Origin of the sequence: Bacillus safensis FO-36b, from assembly GCF_000691165.1 — a bacterium.
In the GTDB taxonomy this organism is placed as follows: domain Bacteria; phylum Bacillota; class Bacilli; order Bacillales; family Bacillaceae; genus Bacillus; species Bacillus safensis.
Genome location: NZ_ASJD01000002.1, coordinates 61,831 through 82,867 on the forward strand (window position 1 = coordinate 61,831; position 21,037 = coordinate 82,867).

The 21,037-nt window shown below is 42.0% G+C and carries 18 protein-coding genes and 1 riboswitch; of the genes, 5 read left to right on the forward strand and 13 right to left on the reverse strand.

Features of this window, described 5'->3' with window-relative positions; translation table 11 throughout:
• Window positions 1–57: 57 nt before the first annotated feature.
• From BA81_RS04785 to BA81_RS04830, 10 genes are all read right to left on the reverse strand, one after another.
• The gene (locus tag BA81_RS04785; protein WP_034280889.1) at window positions 58–1,473 is read right to left on the reverse strand and encodes a glycoside hydrolase family 28 protein; all 1,416 of its coding nucleotides are present in this window, start codon (window positions 1,471–1,473) and stop codon (window positions 58–60) included.
• Between the two features lie 20 nt (window positions 1,474–1,493).
• Window positions 1,494–2,987, reverse strand: a complete 1,494-nt coding sequence (locus tag BA81_RS04790) for a UxaA family hydrolase (protein WP_034280890.1) — start codon at window positions 2,985–2,987, stop codon at window positions 1,494–1,496.
• Window positions 2,984–4,441: a tagaturonate reductase gene (locus BA81_RS04795; RefSeq protein ID WP_034280891.1), complete on the reverse strand. Its 1,458-nt coding sequence runs from the start codon at window positions 4,439–4,441 to the stop codon at window positions 2,984–2,986. The genes BA81_RS04790 and BA81_RS04795 overlap by 4 nt, the downstream gene beginning before the upstream one ends.
• 58 nt (window positions 4,442–4,499) lie before the next feature.
• A complete protein-coding gene (locus BA81_RS04800; protein WP_034280892.1) occupies window positions 4,500–5,510 on the reverse strand; it encodes a LacI family DNA-binding transcriptional regulator in 1,011 nt (336 codons plus the stop codon).
• Between the two features lie 57 nt (window positions 5,511–5,567).
• Window positions 5,568–7,007 carry a glucuronate isomerase gene (gene uxaC, locus BA81_RS04805; RefSeq protein ID WP_034280893.1) on the reverse strand — a complete coding sequence of 480 codons (1,440 nt, stop codon included), beginning with the start codon at window positions 7,005–7,007 and terminating at the stop codon, window positions 5,568–5,570.
• A gap of 135 nt (window positions 7,008–7,142) precedes the next feature.
• A complete protein-coding gene (locus BA81_RS04810) occupies window positions 7,143–8,897 on the reverse strand; it encodes a HAMP domain-containing sensor histidine kinase (protein ID WP_034280895.1) in 1,755 nt (584 codons plus the stop codon).
• 3 nt (window positions 8,898–8,900) lie between these two features.
• A complete protein-coding gene (locus tag BA81_RS04815; protein ID WP_024423448.1) occupies window positions 8,901–9,623 on the reverse strand; it encodes a response regulator transcription factor in 723 nt (240 codons plus the stop codon).
• A 175-nt stretch (window positions 9,624–9,798) separates the two neighbouring features.
• Window positions 9,799–10,614, reverse strand: a complete 816-nt coding sequence (locus tag BA81_RS04820) for an ABC transporter ATP-binding protein (protein WP_024423449.1) — start codon at window positions 10,612–10,614, stop codon at window positions 9,799–9,801.
• 20 nt (window positions 10,615–10,634) lie between these two features.
• Entirely contained in the window at window positions 10,635–11,657 is a 1,023-nt protein-coding gene (locus BA81_RS04825) for a FecCD family ABC transporter permease (RefSeq protein WP_034280896.1), read from the reverse strand.
• On the reverse strand, window positions 11,658–12,710 hold the full coding sequence (locus BA81_RS04830) for a FecCD family ABC transporter permease (RefSeq protein ID WP_034280897.1): 1,053 nt from the start codon (window positions 12,708–12,710) through the stop codon (window positions 11,658–11,660).
• Window positions 12,711–12,969: 259 nt separating this feature from the next.
• On the opposite strand from BA81_RS04830, the gene BA81_RS04835 reads away from it, so the two are divergent.
• Entirely contained in the window at window positions 12,970–13,908 is a 939-nt protein-coding gene (locus tag BA81_RS04835; RefSeq protein ID WP_034280898.1) for an iron-hydroxamate ABC transporter substrate-binding protein, read from the forward strand.
• 243 nt (window positions 13,909–14,151) lie between these two features.
• Here the strand turns inward: BA81_RS04835 and BA81_RS04840 are convergent, their stop codons facing one another.
• The 3 genes from BA81_RS04840 to BA81_RS04850 form a co-directional block, all read right to left on the reverse strand.
• A complete protein-coding gene (locus BA81_RS04840) occupies window positions 14,152–15,558 on the reverse strand; it encodes an amino acid permease (protein ID WP_034280899.1) in 1,407 nt (468 codons plus the stop codon).
• Window positions 15,559–15,749: 191 nt separating this feature from the next.
• Window positions 15,750–15,928, reverse strand: a riboswitch (Lysine riboswitch).
• Between the two features lie 263 nt (window positions 15,929–16,191).
• Window positions 16,192–16,335 carry a small acid-soluble spore protein SspJ gene (sspJ, locus tag BA81_RS04845; RefSeq protein ID WP_034280900.1) on the reverse strand — a complete coding sequence of 48 codons (144 nt, stop codon included), beginning with the start codon at window positions 16,333–16,335 and terminating at the stop codon, window positions 16,192–16,194.
• Window positions 16,336–16,416: 81 nt separating this feature from the next.
• Window positions 16,417–16,845 carry a MarR family winged helix-turn-helix transcriptional regulator gene (locus BA81_RS04850; RefSeq protein WP_034280901.1) on the reverse strand — a complete coding sequence of 143 codons (429 nt, stop codon included), beginning with the start codon at window positions 16,843–16,845 and terminating at the stop codon, window positions 16,417–16,419.
• A gap of 171 nt (window positions 16,846–17,016) precedes the next feature.
• Between BA81_RS04850 and BA81_RS04855 the strand changes: the two genes are divergently transcribed.
• The 4 genes from BA81_RS04855 (at window position 17,017) to modB (ending at window position 21,036) form a co-directional block, all read left to right on the forward strand.
• The gene (locus BA81_RS04855) at window positions 17,017–17,502 is read left to right on the forward strand and encodes a metal-dependent hydrolase (protein WP_034280902.1); all 486 of its coding nucleotides are present in this window, start codon (window positions 17,017–17,019) and stop codon (window positions 17,500–17,502) included.
• Window positions 17,503–17,625: 123 nt separating this feature from the next.
• On the forward strand, window positions 17,626–19,476 hold the full coding sequence (locus BA81_RS04860) for an LTA synthase family protein (RefSeq protein WP_034280903.1): 1,851 nt from the start codon (window positions 17,626–17,628) through the stop codon (window positions 19,474–19,476).
• A 115-nt stretch (window positions 19,477–19,591) separates the two neighbouring features.
• Entirely contained in the window at window positions 19,592–20,371 is a 780-nt protein-coding gene (modA, locus tag BA81_RS04865) for a molybdate ABC transporter substrate-binding protein (protein ID WP_034280904.1), read from the forward strand.
• Window positions 20,371–21,036 (forward strand): molybdate ABC transporter permease subunit, encoded by a 666-nt coding sequence (gene modB, locus BA81_RS04870; protein ID WP_034280906.1) that lies wholly within the window; start codon window positions 20,371–20,373, stop codon window positions 21,034–21,036. Before modA ends, modB begins: the two co-directional genes overlap by 1 nt.
• Window position 21,037: the final 1 nt, after the last annotated feature.

Genomic DNA, 21,037 nt, shown 5'->3' on the forward strand with positions numbered 1-21,037 from the left:
GTTGTATATGTGATTTCTAAAAGCGTCTTTTCTGTTCATAAAACAAAAAAACAGCCTCTAAAAAGACTGTTTTTCACTCTTCAATGAATTGATTTGTTCTCCATTGATGACGACTTTCTGAAAAGCAGGAGAAACGGCATGCTCTAAAGATAATGGATACGTCACATCATCTATGACACAATCTTTCATTTTAAAGTGAGTCACAGGAGAATGTGCGTATGCGGCTATTTTCACACCATATCGTCCGCCGCTGCTTTTGAGTCCTTCCACTTCAATATGACGTACAACAGGACGATGCGGACCAGCATCTCCTTCCTCATACATCATGTCGATACAGACCACTTCATGCTTTAGACTTTTGACTGTATTGTTTTTAAAATAAATATGTTCAATGGTGCCGCCTCTGACAGAGTTGGTTTTAATACGCAGTGCCCGGTCAAGGTTCGGACTGTCCATGACATTATCTTCTGCATAAACATGCCTTACTCCGCCAGAGATTTCGCTCCCGATCGTCACACCGCCGTGTCCATCCCGCATCTCATTTCTACGAATGACAATGTTTTCAGATGGAATCCCTATTCTCCGTCCATCCTCGTTTCTGCCCGATTTGATGGCAATACAATCATCTCCGTTATCAAAATAACAATCTTCAATGAGCACATTCCGGCAAGATTCCGGATTGACACCATCTGTGTTTGGTCCATGCCCAATGATTTTAACGCCGCGGACGATGACGTTATCACTTAACACAGGATGAATTTGCCACATCGGTGAATCCTTCACTGTCACTCCTTCGATTAGCACATGCTGACATTGGTATGGCTGAATAAAGCTCGACCTTAAATAATGACCTTCTCCAAATACCCTTTCTTCTACCGGTATTCTCTTTTCCGCCATTTCAAACAAAAGCTGGCGATCCCGATCCTGAGAGGGCTGGCCATTTGTCCCATACTTCCAGGGCCACCAATGATGCTCATCCCCTCTGCCATCAAGGGTTCCGGCTCCAGTTATAGCGATGTTTTCTGCATGGTGTGCATAAATGAGAGGTGAATAATTATAAAGTTCAACCCCTTCATATCTTGTCAGTACAAGAGGCAAGTAATCCTTTGGGTCTTGGCTGAATGTCACATAGGCTTTCTCATGCAGATGAAGTTCTACATTGCTTTTCAATTCTAAAGCACCTGTCAAAAATGTCCCTGCTGGGATCAGCACCCGTCCCCCTTTCAACCGATGCGCATCATCAATGGCAGACTGAATGGCATTTGTAGAAAGCTCTTGCCCTTCCGCATCTGCTCCATAATGCACCACATTCAATTCACGATCTTGGAACTGCGGTGCTTTTATCTGCTTTAGCACTTGATCAATTCCGTTTGCTTTCTTATTTTTCTTCACTTGCTTTGCTAAACGAGCAATTCCGACTCCAGTTAGTACCGTTCCTGCTGTGATATACATCAAATCCCGTTTTTTAGACACTTTCTCATCCCCCAGTCGCCTTAAAGTGTGACACCTGTTTTGAAAATAGCCAGCTCTCTAAAATTGTTTTTTTCATGATTTAACAGCTTCCCGCTCGCCACATCAATGACAGTTGAAATGAATTTTTCTAATACAACATCTTCCGGTACATCTTCAAGCAGTTCTCCGGCATTAAAGTCAATCCAGTGCTTTTTTGTTTCATATAAGGCTGTGTTGGTTGAGATCTTCATTGTTGGCACAAACGTACCAAATGGTGTCCCCCGGCCTGTTGTAAACAGGACCATTTGACAGCCAGAAGCAGCAAGTGCAGATGAAGCAACTAAATCATTACCAGGTGCACTTAATAGGTTCAATCCCTTTTGTTTCAGCAGCTCTCCATATTTCAATACATCTTTAATATCAGAAGTACCTGCTTTTTGTGTACAGCCAAGAGATTTATCCTCTAATGTCGAAATTCCACCTGCTTTATTTCCCGGGGAAGGATTTTCATATACCGGCTGTCGATGATCCATGAAGTATTGTTTAAAGTCATTGATCATTTGCACAATATTGTCGAAAGTCTTTTCTGATTCCGCTCTCTCCATTAAAATCGTTTCAGCACCAAACATTTCTGGCACTTCTGTCAGCACAGTTGTTCCGCCTTGCGCGACAAGAAAATCGGACAGTCTGCCTAAAAGCGGATTTGCGGTAATACCAGAGAATCCATCTGATCCTCCGCACTTCAAGCCAATTTTCAGCTCAGATAACGGAATGTCTTCACGATGATCTTCTTTCGCCGCATCATAAATTTCCTTGAGTAAAGCGACTCCCGTCTCAATCTCATCTCCTACTTCTTGGCTTCTTAAAAATTTCACTCTCGTACGGTCATATTCACCTAATGTGGACTGAAAATCCTCAATGTCATTGTTTTCACACCCAAGCCCAAGAACGAGTACTCCTCCAGCGTTAGGATGCTTCACCGCATTTTGTAAAATGGTTTTGGTATTTTCATGATCGTCCCCAAGCTGTGAGCAGCCATAATTGTGCTTTAATACAAGGGCTGTTTCAAAAGGATGGATGTTTCCACCCATTTCAGCGATGAATATTTGGATCATTTGATCGGCGATGCCATTCACGCATCCAACGGTAGGAACAATCCAAAGCTCATTGCGGATTCCGCTTCCGCCATTTTTTCGTTTATACCCTTTAAATGTAAGATTCGTTTTTTCATAGGGGTTTTCTGATAATGAAGGCTGGTATTCGTATTCCAGCTTGCCAGATAGATTGGTTTTGATATTATGCGTATGCACCCATTCTCCAGCAGAAATGGCAGTCACTGCATGACCAATGGGATAGCCATATTTGATAATATTCTCTCTTTGCTTGATTTCAGCCAATGCAAACTTATGACCTTTGGCGACGGTCTCTTTTAAGATAATCGTATGTCCTTGATGCTGCAGCTCCTCCCCTTGCTCAAGTCCTTTTAAAGCAATACCGACATTATCTGAAGGGTGGATGACAATAAAGTCTTTCATGCTTTCTCCCCCTGACTTTCATATTGATGAAGCATCATTCGATGAACAGCTGCTCTCATCCCATGCGTCTGTATGAGGGTAAGCTGATCAGCTACAGCTTGACTCAATCCATTTATATCTGTTAAATCTCTGCCCCATAATGACTCGCATGAAAGAATTTTCGCTGCAACTCCTTCATTAGAATGGTTTTCCTCGTCCCATGCTTCCTTCATGAGCGTTAGCACAGTTTCATCATCCTTTACCCTTCCTGCATGTGCTCTGTAGAAATAAATGAGACTGCTAAGTGAAAACACAAGTTTCATTGGCAGCTGTTTCTTTCGCTCGACATAATCAAGCAATGACGGAAGATTACGGGTTCGGAATTTGGATACCCCATTCAGCGCAATATCCAGCAATTGATGCTTTACAAATGGATTGCAAAAACGATCCCAAACGGATTGTGTATAAAGAAGAAGCTCATCTTCAGGGAGTTCAAGCCCTGGCAATACTTCCTCCTCCAGCATACGCCGGATGAACGGACCAACATGCTCATCATCCACAGCTTCCTTTACAGTTTCTAAACCGCATGAATAGGCAATCGGCACCATCGCCGTATGTGCACCATTTAAAATTCGTACCTTGCTCATACGATAAGGCGCAATATCCTCTACAAAAAGTACATTTAATCCTGCTTCTTGAAAGGGGAGCTCCTTTTTCACAAAAGCGGGCGCTTCAATGACAAAAAGATGATAATATTCTGCCGTGACAAGCAATTCGTCGATATACCCTTCTTCCTTTCGTACGATGTCAGCCGCTTTCTTAGAGAATCCAGGGACAATCCGGTCCACAAGCGTATTACAAAACGTGTTGGCTTCCTTAATCCATGTAAAAAACGCAGGCGGCAGTTCCCACTCAGCTGCCATACTGATCACATATTCCTTCAATCGATCACCATTTTGTTCAACCAATTCACAAGGCAGAATGATCAGTCCTTTCTGCTCATCTCCAGCAAATGCTTTAAACCGGTGATACAAGAACGCTGTCAGCTTTCCTGGAAAACTGGCTTGCGGCCGATCCTCCAAACGATCCTCCTTTCTGAGCACAAGTCCTGCCTCTGTCGTGTTTGAGAAAACAAAGCGGAGATCCGGGTTTTCCGCTACGTGTAAAAATTCCTCGTAATCCGTATACGTACTAATTCCTCTGCTAATCGATTGAATGATCATACGTTCATTCATTTCTTGCTGGTCATGATATCCCTGAATACATAATGTATACAGGCCATCTTGTTCATTTAAGGCTGCTACCGATCCTTTTCGAGGAGGAACAACAACCGCTCTTCCTTTAAAATCTGTGCAGTCGTTCAGCTTCTGGATGTGCCAATTGATAAATCCTCGCATAAAATTTCCTTCACCAATCTGCAAAATCGTTTCCGGATACTCAGGTGCTGGGATTAAGGCTTTTGATAATCGTTTCAAATGGATTCCCCTCTCCAAGTATTATGCACACGTGAACATTTTTCTAAGAAGGTGCTGATTACTGCACCTTTTTGACTGAATCTCTGATCATCAGCTCTGTGTGGACATACACTTTTTCCATATGATCTTCTTCTTGCTCTTCACCGTTTATCACTGAAAGGATAGCTTCTGCTCCAAGTGCACACATTTTTTCAATCGGTTTTTTCACCGTTGTCAATGCAGGTGTGGTATAGGATGAAAAGGCAATATCATCAAAACCAATAATAGAAATATCACCTGGACACGTTTTGCCTTTTGCAAACAATGCATTCATTGCACCAATCGCCATGTCATCGTTTGAGCAAAAGAGCGCTGTTGGCGGATCATCAAGGGCCAGCAGCGATTCCATTGATTCATAGCCGCTTTTCATGTGATAGTCGCCTTTCATCATATATTCTTTCTTCATAGGTATTTGGTGATCAATTAACGCTTGCAGGAAACCAGCTTTTCTTTCTTGAGTTGATTTAAAGCCTTCTTTCCCTTCAATGATGGCGATTTGTTCATGACCTTGCTGAATGAAATGGTGTGCAGCCTGGTAAGCTCCTTGACTATCATCTGCTAATATATTCATGACCTCATGACTTTCTACACGGCGATTCAGCACAATGATGGGAATGCCCTGTTTCTTCACATGATGGATAAATGCTTCATCGTGTTCGCTTTGACTCATGAGCAAAATGCCATCGTAGCGTTGTTTATGAATGGTTGTGTAATCGTGAAAGTCGTCAATTCCTCTTACAAAGAGATTATAATACTCTGTCATGACGCTGTTGACACCTTTTAACGCATCCACAAAGAAGCTTGAAGATGTGCCTTCTGTTAAACTCGTAAAAAACAGACCAATTGTGAATGATTTTTGTGATACTAGGCCTCTCGCATGGACATTCGGTGAATAATTCAGCTGTTTTGCAATCGACAAAATCTTTTGTTTTGTCTTCTCTTTAATAAAAGGACTGTTATTCAAAGCCCTTGATACCGTGGTATGAGAGACGTTTGCCAATTTTGCTATGTCTTTAATTGTGACTGTCATGCTATTCCGCCTTTTATGATTTTTTACCATCTTATCATAAAACCGCTTTCATTTTCTTCATGTCATTTTGTTTGGGTGATGCTTGAGCTGATTTGCTCGGTCAAATTGGAAATACTGCCTGGCATTTTCATAGCTGATTCCTTTCACGATTCCCCCTAACAGCTCAAGATCATAAGGGGCTTCTCCTTTTTCTACCCAATCTCCAATGATATCGCAAAGCAGTCTTCGAAAATATTCATGCCTTGTATACGACAAAAAGCTTCGTGAATCTGTCAGCATCCCAATGAAACGGCTGATCAGCCCAATACTGGATAGAGCCATCATCTGCTCTGTCATCCCTTGTTTCGTATCATTAAACCACCAAGCTGTGCCGTGCTGGATCTTCCCAGGTGTCGTCCCGTCTTGAAAGCTTCCAGCCAATGTGGAAATCACAACATGATCCCTAGGATTCAAGGAATAAAGAATGGTTTTTGGCAGTGCCTGTTCTTGTTCTAAACGGTCCAATATTCGGCAAAGCGGCTTGGCAATGTCTTCATCATTCATCGCATCATACCCTGTATCTGGCCCAAGCCGCTCAAACATTTTCGTATTGTTGTTCCTAAGCGCATTGATATGAAGCTGCATCGCCCAGCCACGCTCATAGTAAGCCTGACCTAGCTTTATGAATGTTTGTGTTTTAAATTTGATCTTCTCTTTTTCCGTCAATGAATGCCCAGACATTCTTTTATGAAAGATGGCTTCCACTTCTTCTTCCGTCGTTTCTTCAAACGTCATTTCGTTAATGGCATGATCTGAGATCAGGCAGCCCTGTTCATGGAAAAAATCAATTCTTGTACGGAGTGCTTTCAAAAAGTCTTGGTAGGATTGGATTGGAGTAGATGAAGCCTCTGCCAGTTCGTGAACATACGCTGTAAATAGGTGATTCGTTATATCAAGTGCCTTATCAGGCCGAAATCCGGGCAGTACTTGCACAGTGAATCCTTCTTCCCGCAGTTTTTGATGATAGCAAAGCGAGTCGACTGGATCATCTGTTGTCACGACTGTTTCAACGTTCGATTTCACAATGAAGTCTCTTGCACCAAAACCCTCTCCTTGCAGCTTTTCATTTACTTTTTGCCAGATGATGTGTGCGGTTTTTTCGTTTAAAAGTTCTTCAACTCCAAAATATCGTCTCAGCTCTAAATGAGTCCAGTGATAGAGCGGGTTTCCAATGGTCATGGGAACGGTCTTCGCCCACGCCAGAAATTTCTCATAGTCTGAGGCATCCCCTGTGACGTGCGATTCGGGTATGCCATTAGCTCTCATGGCACGCCATTTGTAATGATCTCCGTAAAGCCATGCTTCGGTGATATTATGGAAGGTTTTATTTTCATAGATTTCTTTGGGGCTTAAATGACAATGGTAATCTATAATTGGAAGGTCCTTAGCAAACTCATGGTATAGCTTTTCCGCCGTCTGACTGTTGAGTAAAAACTGTTCATCTAAAAAGGCTTTCATCAAACTCCCCCATTTCTCATATAGATAAAAATAATTTGTTCACGTTAACAATTTTATTGTAATCGTTCACAAAATTGATTTCAATCCTAAAACAGGAAAAAACGATCTCCTTTAGAAAAGAAAATCGTTTTTTGGCTATTTTACAGGTGATGATTTTTTTAGGATAATCGCAATAGTTGTTCCAGTGCCTAGTTCACTTTCAACTTGAATATCACCGTCATGCAGCAAGACGAGCTCTTTTGCTATCGCAAGCCCGAGACCTGTTCCGTTCGTTGGATCATTTGTATTTGTTCCTCTGTAATAGCGGTTAAATAGGTGATCCACCGTTTCCTGTGCCATTCCGCGGCCATTGTCTTTCATTTCGATCCGAACTTCTTCCTCTGTTTCAGATAAAACTGCTGTAATATGAGTGCCTTTTTCGTTATGCTTCACTGCATTCGCCAGCAGGTTCTCAATCACTCGTCTGAACCATGCTTTATCGATCTCAAATATGACACCATCTGTTTGATCTTCAAAGGAGCATGGATAATCCTCAGATGAAGAGCTTCTTGAAAACTCGTCCATAATGGAAGTTAAAAATTCACTGAGTTCAACCGGTTTCCGATTAATAGGCAGGGCACCATTCTTCAATCGGTACGTGAGGTTTAAATCCTCAATCAGTGTCGACATGTATTCTGATTTCTCACGAATCACCTGTCCCATTTCCATGACTTCTTCTTTGGACCATTGATATTGATCGGATTCAAGCATGAGTCCATAGCCGTAAATCGTACTTAGAGGCGTTTTCAAATCATGAGACAATCCTGCAATCCATTCTTCCCTTGTGGTTTGAATTTTTCTTCGGTTTGCTTCATTCTCTTTTAATGTAAGCGTGAGCTGATCCATTGTTTTTAGGATATCCTCAAATAATCGGTATTCCCGCTTAATACGGCCTTTTTTATTTTTACTGACTGGAATTCCCTTTCTATTTGTTGGTTCCTGCAATTTATTTTTTGATAAGAAAATCAGCCAGCGAATAATGTGATAAATTGGCAGCCCATAACGATACGAATACCACAATGTCATGACAATAATAATAGTGAGTGCAAGACCTGCAATTAAGATGGTTGTATATTGATTTAAAGCGTCCCTCTCTTTATCGTAAAGCTCGTCTGGGCTGTATACTTTATTTGGTACCGAGACGATGATATACAGGTTTTTATTCACCTTCATATAAGTGAGGTCACTTCTAAACTCCCAAGGCTTCGATTGATACTTGAGCAATTCAACATCTGTTACGTTATGTTTCAAACTAGTGTTGGCCCGAATGCCTTTTAAATATTTTCCTTCTTCATTGAACAAATGAACCGATCCATTCATTCTCTTCAAGAATTCTTTTGTTTCAACCGAATATTGAGATAATGCAGCCAAATTTTTCTCGTGCTGTTTCAGATAATTGGCTACCTTTGTGCTGTTCGTTTTGAACCCATATAACACAGTAAAACTTTCTTGATCAATCTCAATTGGCCAGAAGTACATCTTGTAATCTTTAAATTCTCTTTTTTCAAAGATCTTGATCATTTCATCCTTTTGATAAGACGTTGGAATTGATTTAGGGCGGTGATAGCTATAAACGGTATTCTTCTTTGAATCAATCACTTGCAGCCAGCCGTCTCTTTTTTCCACTGCTTGCTTGAGCTGATCGTCGGCTTCCATTTTTCCATCCTCGTTAAAATACAGCCAGCTCATGAGTGTATCTCCATCAGCTTTTGTTAAACCAGTTTCGGTCATGTTCTCATAGTATTTATTTAAATATAAGTTCTCAGAGAACGTATTGCCGATCGTCAGAATGGCAATCACAATAAACATTTGTCCGACAAAGTGAAAGAAAAGTTTTGCTCGTAAATTCATAAATTATTGAAGGACCTTTGCAGGGTGCGGTATAAATTTATATCCCATACCACGGATCGTCACAATATATTCTGGCTGACTCGGATCTAATTCAATCTTTTCCCTCAGCTTTCGAATATGAACCATGACAGTGTTGTTATCACCATATGATGGTACGCCCCATACTTTCTCATAGATTTGATCTTTTGAGAGAACCACATTCGGATGGTCACAAAAGTACTTCAGCAAAGAAAGAAGCTGAGCAGAACATGCCGTCACCTCTCCTCTTACTTTCAATTCGGCTGCATGAGGATGATAGGAGAAATGGGCATAATGATATTGGCTTTGAGTGTCTTCTTGCTCCTCCTGTAAGGAGATATAAGTTCGGTTTAGGTGAGCCTTAATTCTAGCCACTAGCTCAAGCGGGTTAAATGGCTTTGTGATGTAATCATCTGCCCCCTGTGCAAAGCCCGTCAGTTTATCGACATCTGAAGTTCTTGCAGTTAAATAGAAAATAGGCACTTTCGTTAACTTTCTGATTTCAGGCAGAACGTCAAAACCAGACTTACCGGGCATCATTACATCTAGAAGTAAGAGGTGGATGTCCTCGTTTTTGACAATATCTAATGCTTCATCTGCATGGTAGGCTTTATAAATATGCTTAAATCCTTCTTTTTTTAATACGCGTTCAACCATTTTCACAATTGCTTCTTCGTCATCTGCAATCAATATTTTTGCTGTTTCCACGCATCTCTTTCCTTTCTAGCTATGATCTCTAACCGTATATTACCATTGTCTAAAGTAAAAAAGTACCTCTTTTCCGCATAAAAGCGAAAAAATATCAACTGGAGAAAATGGCAGCACGAGGAAGTTTCAAACATGCAAAAAAACCCGGCAGCTGCACCGGGTTCCTTTACATCTATTATCCATTCACAGCTTCTAGCTTTCGTTCATGATTCATTAAGTCATAGGTTAAACAGATCGGCTTATTCGTTCTTGGATCAAGCACAATTTCTGCATCAATATGGAATACCCGACTGAGTACATCTTTGGTCATGACCTCATGAGGCGTACCATCTTTTATGACTTTCCCTTGATTGAGGGCAATCATGTAATGTGAAAAACGCGCCGCATGATTCAAATCATGGATGACCATCAACACAGTTCGGCCCTGCTCTCTATTTAAGCGTTCTAACAGCTGAAGAATCTCGAGCTGATGTGCAAGATCCAAATACGTCGTAGGTTCATCTAATAGGAGCAGCTCTGTTTCCTGGGCAAGTGCCATCGCAATCCATACACGCTGACGCTGTCCGCCGGAAAGTGCTTCAATTGGCCGATCATGAAAAGCAATCATTCCCGTTTCCTCAAGTGCCCACCTAATGATTCGTTTATCTTCATTTGATAAACGGCCAAACCCATTTTGATGCGGGAAACGTCCATATGACACGAGCTCATACACTGTCAATCCACTTGGTGCTTCCGGCGTTTGCGGTAAGATCGCCATTTGTTTTGAAATTTCTTTTGTCGGCGTCTCATGGATAGCCTTGCCATTTAAGTAAACAGCTCCTCGATTGGACTTCATAATACGAGACATCGTTTTTAAAATGGTTGATTTCCCGCAGCCATTCGGTCCAATCAGTGTTGTCACCTTGCCTTTTGGGATGCTGACATTCAAATCTTCTACAATCAAACGGTCTTGATAACCGATACAAAGCTTTTCTGTTTCGAGCGATTTCATATGTTGTCTCTCCTTCCTCATTAGTTCGATTTCATCAATAAGTAAATGAAGTAAGGTGCGCCTAAAGCAGAAACGACAAGGCCAACTGGCACTTCTGATGGTGCAAGGATGACGCGGCCAATTGTATCTGCCAGTAATAATAACAGCGCGCCAATCAGCGCGGAGGCCGGTATCATTCCTTGATGCTTTGGCCCAACAAGCTTTCTAGCTAAGTGCGGTGCGGCTAATCCTAGGAAAGAGATACTTCCTGCAACAGCAACACTCGCACCTGCTAATGCAACGGCAATCAGCATGAGAAGACTTCTTTCTTTATGAACAGAAATGCCCAATCCATAGGACAGCTGATCACCTAAATTCATAATGTTTAAGTAGCGTGATCTGACAAGCGCTAATATAAGGAAAATCAGCATCCATGGCAGAACAGATAGGACATATGTCCAGCTCGAGCCATAAATGCTTCCAGATAACCACACGATAGCTTGGTTAAAATCATTTGGGCTCATTTTCAACTGGATGACCACAATTGCTGCTGAAAACGCAGCATTCACACCAATACCAGTTAAAATCAATCGAACAGGTGTGATGCCTTTTTTCCACGCTAACACATAGATGAGAAATGCAGCAAAGCCTGCACCTACGAACGCGAAAAGCGGCAGTATAAAAATTGTAAGATCACCTAAATTTGTCATCGTGCCTTGAAATGCAAAGATAAATAGCACAACGGCAAAGCCTGCACCGGCATTGACACCAAGAATACCTGGGTCAGCTAAACCATTTTGAGAAACACCTTGCCAAATCGCTCCTGATACAGCGATAGAAGCGCCGACAAGTAAAGCGATGACCATTCTTGGAAGCCTGAACTCGAATAATACGAGTTCATCCATTTCACTTCCGAATCCAAAAAGTGTTTTCAATGTATCCATCGGAGAGATCCGAATTTCTCCGGTATTTAAACTAATGAGAAACACAGCTACGATCGCGAAAAAAATCATGAGCATCGTTCGTTGATATTTCTTTTTCTTTGCTTGCTGCACCATTTCCATTTAAATCCCGCTCCTTTCACGTCTAGCTAAGTATAAGAAGAAAGGAACGCCTATAATCGCCGTAATGGCACCGACTGGCGTTTCAAACGGAGCATTGACCAGCCTTGCAGCAATGTCTGCATAAATTAACAATGTGGCCCCTAAGATAGCGGAGCATGGGATAATCCAGCGATAGTCCACTCCGACCAAGAACCGAGTGACATGAGGGATCACAAGCCCAATAAAACCAATAGAGCCTGCTACCGACACGGCAGCACCCGTTAAAAGAATAACAACCACTATACCAAGCACCTTGACCGTTTTCGTATACTGTCCAAGCCCTTTCGCCAGTTCTTCACCTAAGCTTAAAACCGTGATCGAACGGGCAAGGATCATTGCAATGATTAGCCCTGCAATGGCAACTGGAATGATGATATGAATGTTACTCCAATTCACACCTGCCACTCCGCCAGCATACCAAAAGCTCATATCTTGAGCGACGTCAAAACGGATGGCAATGGCTGAGGAGATGGAGCTCAAAAGTGCTCCAACCGCTGTACCAGCTAGTGCGAGCTTTACAGGAGTCAGCCCCCCTTTTGACATAGTACCAACACCAAATACAATAGAGGCACCGAGTGCGGCTCCAACAAATGACCAAAGAATTAATGTAAAAGAAGATTGGCCAGGGAAAAATGCTAGTGCAATGGCAATCGCAAATGCGGAACCATTTGTCACACCCATAATCTCAGGTGACGCAAGCGCGTTTCTCGTCATTCCTTGCATAATGGCACCTGATACGGCTAAAAAGGCACCGACGAGGGCAGCTCCAACTGTACGCGGCAGCCTCAATTCCCGAATGATTTGATGTGAAGTTTGATGTGAATCAAAATGAAAAACGGCTTCCCATACAGTCTGTAGATGAATGTTTGCCGCTCCTAATGATACTGATAAAAAAAGACCAAATGCTAAAGCGATCATTCCTATGATGATAACAGCTGCTGTTCCAAAAGGCTTCGTGACAATATCGATCGTATCATCTCTGGCTGGCAGCTGTTTATTCGATTGTGAGCCCAAAACCAGTCTCTTCCTTTCCGTTCATGTCTATTCTCTATTAGTGATAATGATTATCAATCTCGAAGTCTAGTATATCACTTTCTTTTCTTTTTGAAATCACTGTTCTGATAAATTTCTTTATTTTCCGCAAAAAACTGTGAGAATTTCATCATTTTTCTTTTGGTTCTAAATTAGCCGATGCATTTTTATTCCTATCATGGTACGATAAAATTGAAAATGAGAATCATTATCAAGGAAAAGTGAATAGGAGAGAATTTTTGTGAAAAAACGAACTGGAGTTCTTTTGATTTCTTTATCCATCCTTATGATCTTTACAGCCGCTTGCGGCAGCACTTCAAATAAACAATCTGCAGCGAAAAAGAATGACATGATCACATATCAGGATGCCAAAGGAGAAGTGAAGCTTCCGAAAAATCCGAAGCGAATAGTGCTTCTTGCAGAAAGCTATTACGGGGACCTCGTTACACTCGGCAAGACGCCGGTTGCTACGACATCACCCATCTTTAAAAACCCTTTTTATAAAGGGAAAACAGATGGAGTGAAGAATCTCGGAAGGACCCCATCAGTCGAAAAGGTAGCCGCTTTGAAGCCAGATATGATTATTGCATGGGGAGAAGACGAGAAGTTTGATCAATACAAAAAAATCGCCCCAACTGTAGCGGTTAAATACAACCAATATTCCTTCAAAGACCAGCTAAAAGAATTCGGTAAAATGACAGGTACACCAAAAAAAGCAACAGAATGGATCAAGAAATGGGATACTAAAATTGCTGAGGTGAAACCAAAGGTAACAAAAGCTGTCGGCAGCAAAACGGTTTCGATCGTATCGCCATTTGATAAAGGTATTTATATCTTTGGAAACACCTTTGGCCGCGGGGGAGAAATCATTTATGACGAGCTGAAATTAAAAGCACCGAAAGTCGTCAAAAAAGAAGCGATCGACAGCGGTGTCGGCTATGCAAACATTTCTCTTGAGAAGCTGCCAGAATTCGCAGGCGACTATATTTTCACAGGTCCATGGAGCGGCTCAAAAAGTAATGGTGACCAAGTCTATCAAAGCAGCATTTGGTCATCACTTCCTGCCGTCAAAAATAAACGTGTATTTGAAATAGATCCAGTCGGTTACTTCTTTAATGACCCAGTGTCACTAGAAGGTCAGCTAGAGTTCATTGTGGACCGATTGACATCTGCGTCATAAAAAAACGTTTCTCCAGAGATGGAGAAACGTCCAAATTATTGACAAAGGGATAAAATGAGCTTTATTTTAGCCCTTTGTCTTCTTTTCAGCGTGATAGAAAACCTTTGCAGTCTAGGAAGGACGAGTACCGGAGCGGAGCGAATTGAACATTCGTGAGCACCGGAGCGCAGACCTGACAACGAATGCGAGGGTTTGTCTACACGCTGAACGTTTCTCCAGAGATGGAGAAACGTCTTCCTTATCTTATACCGTTTCTTTGGCAAATCCTTTTGACATGAATGGATAAAGCAAAATACCAACTAAGAATAGACCGATTCCAAGACCAAAAGTTTTCAAGTCGGCTGTTCCTGAAATAATGACCCAAGCCGAATACCCCATCGCAACAAGTGCAATGATGCCGTCTCTTGTTCGATTTCCTTTTTGAAGCTCATATGTGTCACCTTGCATGATGACCTTAAAGCTGTAGATGGAAGACACAATATACGGAATAAGATACGCAAGTGTCGCTGATGTGGTTAAAAAGGTAAAAGCTTCATTAATCGTACGTGACATCACAGAGAAGATAAACAGCTGTGACATAATATTTGTAACAGTCAAAGCGAAAGCAGGGCTTCCTTTTTTGTTTGTTTTTGCAAATACTGCTGGAAAATCACCAGCCTTTGCTGCTTGATACGGTACTTCTGAACCAAGTAAAATCCAGCCAAGCATCGAACCAAACAAACAAATAATCGCCAGCAGTGCCATGACAATTCCGCCAGCCGGCCCAATAATAAGCTGAAGCACATCCACGAATGGTTTGTCAGAGCCTTGCAGTTGATCATGCGGCAGAACGCCCATTGTAATCAATGTGATAATCATGTAGATCGAAAGTGCGATTAAAAGACCTGTAATCGTCGCACGTTTCACATCACGCTGTGAGGATGCTCTTCCTGATAAAATGACAGCTGATTCAATCCCAATAAATGCCCATAGTGTGGAAATAGCCGCATGATGAATTTGGCCTCCAAGTCCGAGCACTCCTTCCCCGCCTGTTTCAACCGGGAAGTAATAATGTTCAAATAATGCCGTTTGAAAAGCAAATAATCCCGCAACAATAAAAAGGACAAATCCAAGCACCTTCGAAAAGGTCGTAATAAAATTCAATTTACTCGCAGCACTTAAGCTTGTGATTAAAATGGTATGTGTTCCCCATAGAAGAAGGGTACATACGATAAACGTCATGAGCTGGCCAAGTGTGACCGCTTCTTTTCCAAAGGTAAAAACCTCAGTCTTCACGGTGAGAATAGGGAAAAAAGTCGTTAAATAACCAGCAAGGCTTGTAATAATCGCGACATTACTAATCCAGCTTGCCACCCAATATCCCCAAACCATTGTAAAACCGGCCGCTTTCCCTTTTTTCGGATCTTTAAAAAGCGCCCTTGCATAACTTTGTGGTCCAGCCGTCAGCTGCGGCTTATGAATGGACAAATGCCCAAATACAAGCGCAATCATCAGCACACCGCCGCCTGTGACAAGCCATGCCATCGTCACACCTAAAGGACTGGCGTGCTGGGCAAGCGTACTTGGCAGCATAAAGATGCCTGAACCTACCATATTTCCGACGACAAAGGCCGTCAATAACCAAAAACCCCATTTTTTTGTCTGTTCCATTTCCGTACCTCCGTTTTATTCACTTTGGACCAGACCCGGCAGTATCTTCATTGATATATTTGTGAAGCAATGACTTGCATTCTTTATGTTCATCATGGATTACTTATTCACAGCATACCCTTATTTTTGTTACTCAGAACATAAAAAAAAGCCTGAACAAAAGTCCATGCTTTTCAAAACATACACCTTGATCTCCGGATAGCCCTCCACGCTTTAAAGACGTGGCAGTCCTGCATTTATTCAATGCAGACCCAGCATAAAGAAAGTTGGAGCTCTCTTTACACTTCGGCGCTGATGCCTTTTTTCTCATGATCTACGATTCCATCTCTCCTATGAGTGACTCATCATCCGCGCAACCTCTACCTCACTGAGACATAGCGTGAGGATTTCTATTCATTTTTACTACACGAAGGTTATCAAACATTCTCACATCTGTCAAAGGGAAAAACATAGAAAAAAGGCAGAGAAGTGTTTCTCTGCCCCTGATTGTTGACAAAGGGCTAAAATAATCTTTATTTTAGTTCTTTGTCTTCCTTCTTTCAGCGTGATAGAAAACCTTTGCAGACCTGACACCGAATGCGAGGGTTTGTCCGCGCGCTGAGGCAGAGAACTGTTTCTCTGCCCTTTACCTGCTTATTGTTGGTTGTTTTTCTTCTTTTGTACAGCTTCCTGTAGCGGGTCGCCTGCTAGCTCTTTACTTGCTTCCTCTAACAGCTGATCTACCTGCTGATGGTCTTTCTCACTTTTCGCCTTTTTATCCTTTTGGAAAAATGACATCGCTGTTTCCTCCCTTTTCATAAAATGCGATTGCCTGTTTAATTTGTGCTACAGCGCTCAGACTTATTCAAGGGAAGAGGCTCAATCATCATGAAAGGTCTGTCTCATTTTTTGCAAGTACGACAGAAAGGTTTTTAAATCTTCCTTTGTGAAGTCTGACATCATATGCTGAATCACTTTTCCGAAAAGACGTGTATGCTTTTCATAAATCGCCATCCCTTTTTCCGTGACTTCTAAACGAACAAGTGATGAATCGTCCTTGTCCCGTTCTCTCTGAATATAACCCTGCTCACATAATTTATTGAGCGCAATAGAGGCTGCACCTGGGTTTAATGAGAGTCTTTGCTTCAGCTCTTCGGCATGTGATACTTTGCCTTGTATCAAAATAGAAAGAGCATATATCTGCGGCGGCGTGATGTCTTTCTCTAACTCAAGTAACTTGCGGTTTAATTTACGGCTGACTTCATAATGTACAAGAACAATTTCTTTTAAAATGTCTGCATTACCCATCCGAATCGCATCCTTATCGTTAGTATCAACATGACTTCCCCCTTATTATAGAATGTTTTTCCATTCAGCCAACCCTTTTGGCCTCTTTTTCTTTAGAAATAAGCCTTGCTGAATGAATCCACCCTTGATATAGTGAGTACTTGAACTAAAGATAGAACAGGAGTACGCATCATGACAGGAAAAACACACATCATGGGCGGAATTGCCGCCTCCACAGCCGTTGCCTACTATTATGGATTCGACCCAGTGATAATGGCTGCCGCTGGATCAGCAGGTGCCCTGATCCCTGACCTTTGCCATACAAAAAGTAAAATCGGCAGAAAATTCCCGCTGCTCTCGGCACTGATCAGCAGTGTGTTCGGTCATCGCACGTTTACACACAGTTTATTATTTTTGCTGATCATTTATTTTCTAGCGACAACATACATTCCAAATGACAGCCTAAGTATCGGTTTACTAGTCGGGATGGCAAGTCATCTCATCCTGGATGCAGGAACAGTGAACGGGATTAAATTTTTATTTCCAGCTTCCATTAAAGTGCGTCTTCCCTTCTATGTCAAAACAGGCAGCGCAGGAGAACAAGTCGTACTGGCTGCTCTTACCGTCGTTACCTGCTATTACATCGCTGTTATCTGCGGCATATCCATCCCATTCTAATGAATCAAAAAGAGATTTCCGAAAAACACAGGATATGAATTGATCATTCCTCATTTTTTTAGTAGGTTTAAGATAAGTGTTTTTGCCTTGCAGCTGAATACAGAATGGTGAGGAGCTACATAAATGAAAGCGTTTTTCAAAGATCACTGGTTTTTAGTGTACTCCATCCTCTTCATGTGGATGAAAACATACATCATTTATCAATTCGGATTTCACATACGAACAGCCAATCTGTTTCATGAATGGCTACTTTTGATCAATCCACTTAGCTTTTTGCTCCCCTTGTTTGGGATTGCTCTTTTTTTAAATGAAACGAAGCAAAAGGTTTTTTTATTAACCGCAAATTTGATTTTGACGGCGATTCTCATATCGAATACGATTTTTTATGGATTTTATATTGATTTCATTACGATCCCTGTATTATTCCAAGCGAAAAACATGGGAGATATGGGCAGCAGTATGACAGAATTATTCCACCCGCTGTTCTTGCTGATGCTCATTGATTTCGTGGTGCTGGCTTGGCTGTTAAAGCGCAAACCTTTAGCGCCAAAAGCCTCCTTCAAGACGATCAAAACATATTATGCCGTGTGCTGCAGCTTTCTATTGTTTCATGTCAGTTCAGCCATGCTGGATCACCCTCGCTTTCTGACAAGCTCTTATGATCGAGAAGTGATTGTTCGAAACCTTGGGCTGTTCCAGTTCCACTTGTATGACGGCGCTGCCCAAACAGCGCGTATTGGACAAAAAGCCTTTGCAGATGAAGATACACTTTCAACCGTAGCAAACTACACAAAGGCTGATTACAGTGCACCAAACGAAGAGTATTTTGGACTTGCTAAAGGCAAGAACGTTGTGTTCATTTCACTCGAATCAACCCAGCAATTTGTCGTTGATCAAAAGGTGAATGGACAATACATCACCCCCTTTTTAAATCAACTCGCTAAAAAGAGTTTTTATTTTGATGAATTTTATCAGCAGACTGAGCAAGGAAAGACGTCAGATTCAGAGTTTATTGTCGCAAATTCCCTCTATCCATCTAGCAGCGGCGCTGTCTTTTTCACAGCTAGTGACAACGAATACGACACGTTATACAAGCAGTTGAAAAAAGAGAACTATCAATCCGTCCAATTTCATGCGAATAATAAAACGTTTTGGAATCGTGATGTGATGTATGAATCGTTTGGGATTGACCGCTTTTATGATGTCGATTCGTATCAGGTCAATGAACAGAATTCAACTGGCTGGGGCTTAAAGGATAACGACTTCTTTGACCAATCCATTGATTATTTAAAAAAGTTGAAGGCGCCTTATTACAGCACGTTCATTACCTTGACCAATCACTTTCCATTTGAAATCGATCCAAAGGATCAATTGATTGATGAATATGATTCGTCCAGCGCCATTTTAAACCGCTATGTGACGACCGTCCGCTATCAGGATGAAGCCATTAAGAACTTTTTTGACCGTATGAAAGAAGAAGGACTGTATGACAATACAATGTTTGTTCTCATGGGAGATCACTATGGCATCTCCGAGGCACATCATCAGGCAATGGCAGAGCTGCTCAAAAAAGATGAGATTACACCGTATGATGCTGTGAAATTGCAGCGTGTTCCCTTTTTGATTTACATTCCGGGAGTTACAGATCAAGCACCGCAGACAATCTCTGAAACAGCCGGGCAAATCGACGTGAAGCCGACACTCCTGCACTTACTCGGTATTGAAACGAAGGATGCCATTCAATTTGGCAATGATTTATTTTCAAACGAACGGACGCCTTTTGCTGTTTTGAGAAACGGGAACTTTATTACAGATGATTATCTCTATACAAAGAACACCTGCTATGATCAAAAAACAAAAGAACCTGTTGAACAGGATGAGGTGTGTCAGCCTTATATCGAAAAAGCCAATAAAGAGCTTTCCTTATCAGACAAAGTGATCAATGGGAATTTGCTCCGTTTTTATCAGCAATAAAAGCCGCCTTCTGGCGGCTTTTTCTTTTCTCTTTTTACTGAAAGCCTATGAATGGTCAAATAAGTTTGCTTATAATAAAGGATACAGATGATATTGAATAATAAGAGGTGTGAACATGAAGTATACGTTCTTCGCCTTCATCGCCATCTGTTTGCTCCTGAGCGGGTGTCAAACAGAGATGAAGTCATCGGATACAACAACCAAAAAAACAGAGCTTGTCATTTCAGCTGCGGCAAGTCTTCAGGATGCACTTAAAGAAATTGAATCTGCCTTTAACGATGAGCATCCGAATGTGACATTAACAAATAATTTCGGGTCATCCGGCGCATTGAAGCAGCAAATTGCGCAAGGGGCAAAGGCGGATCTCTTTTTCTCTGCAGCTGAAGCGCCCTTTGATGAGCTTGTGAAATCTGGAGACATCGATCAACATTTTATCAAGGATGCCATCCAAAATGAGCTTGTACTCATTGTGCCAAAAGATCACTCTTCCTCTATTAAAAGCTTTCAAGATGTCGAGCACATAAAAGGAAAGGTTGCTCTTGGCACACCTGAATCCGTTCCTGCTGGTACATACGGCAAAGAGATTTTTACAAAACTGAACATCTGGGATCAAGTGAAAAAGAATACTGTGTACGGCAAGGATGTACGGCAGGTTTTAAGCTACGTAGAAACAGGAAATGTGGAAGCAGGTGTTGTGTATAAGACAGATGCCCTCGTTTCCAAAAAAGTAAAGATTGCGGCTGAAGCCAAACAGGACATGCATTCCCCGATCATTTACCCAGTAGGGATCGTAAAAGGGACAGAACATTTAGAGGAAGCCAAGTCCTTTTTTCAATTCCTTCAATCAAAAGCAGCCAAATCCATTTTTAAAAAGTACGGCTTTCAAGTGACATAATGCCCATGCTGACTGAAGAATTTCTATCTCCCATCTGGCTGTCCGTGCAAGTTGCCGTTGTGAGCGGGCTGCTGGCAACTGTTTTTGGTACAATGATTGGCTATTGGATGGCGCGAACATCATTTAAAGGGAAAATGATCGTAGAAACACTCCTGATGATGCCGCTTGTCCTCCCGCCAACGGTTGTAGGGTTCTTATTGCTCGTCATATTCGGAAGGCATAGCATGATCGGGGGCGCGATTGAATGGATCTTCCACCAGCCGGTCATTTTCACATGGTGGGCGGCGGTAATTGCATCAACGGTTGTGGCATTCCCGCTTATGTATCAATCAGCAAAAGCTGGATTTTCTACGATTGAGTCAGACATTGAAGGGGCTGCAAAAGTAGATGGTGCTCATTCATTCCAAGTCTTTGCCTATATTACAGTACCACTTGCCCTGCCTTCCCTCTTGTCAGGCAGCGTCCTCAGCTTTGCCAGAGCCCTTGGAGAATTTGGGGCGACCTTAATGTTTGCCGGCAACATCCCAGGAAAAACGCAAACTCTCCCAACCGCTATCTATGTAGCGATTGATTCTGGACGAATGGAGCTCGCTTGGGCCTGGACGATTTGTATTGTGATCTTATCTTTTATCATGCTCTTGGCTGTGCGCCGAAGCAGTACGTAAA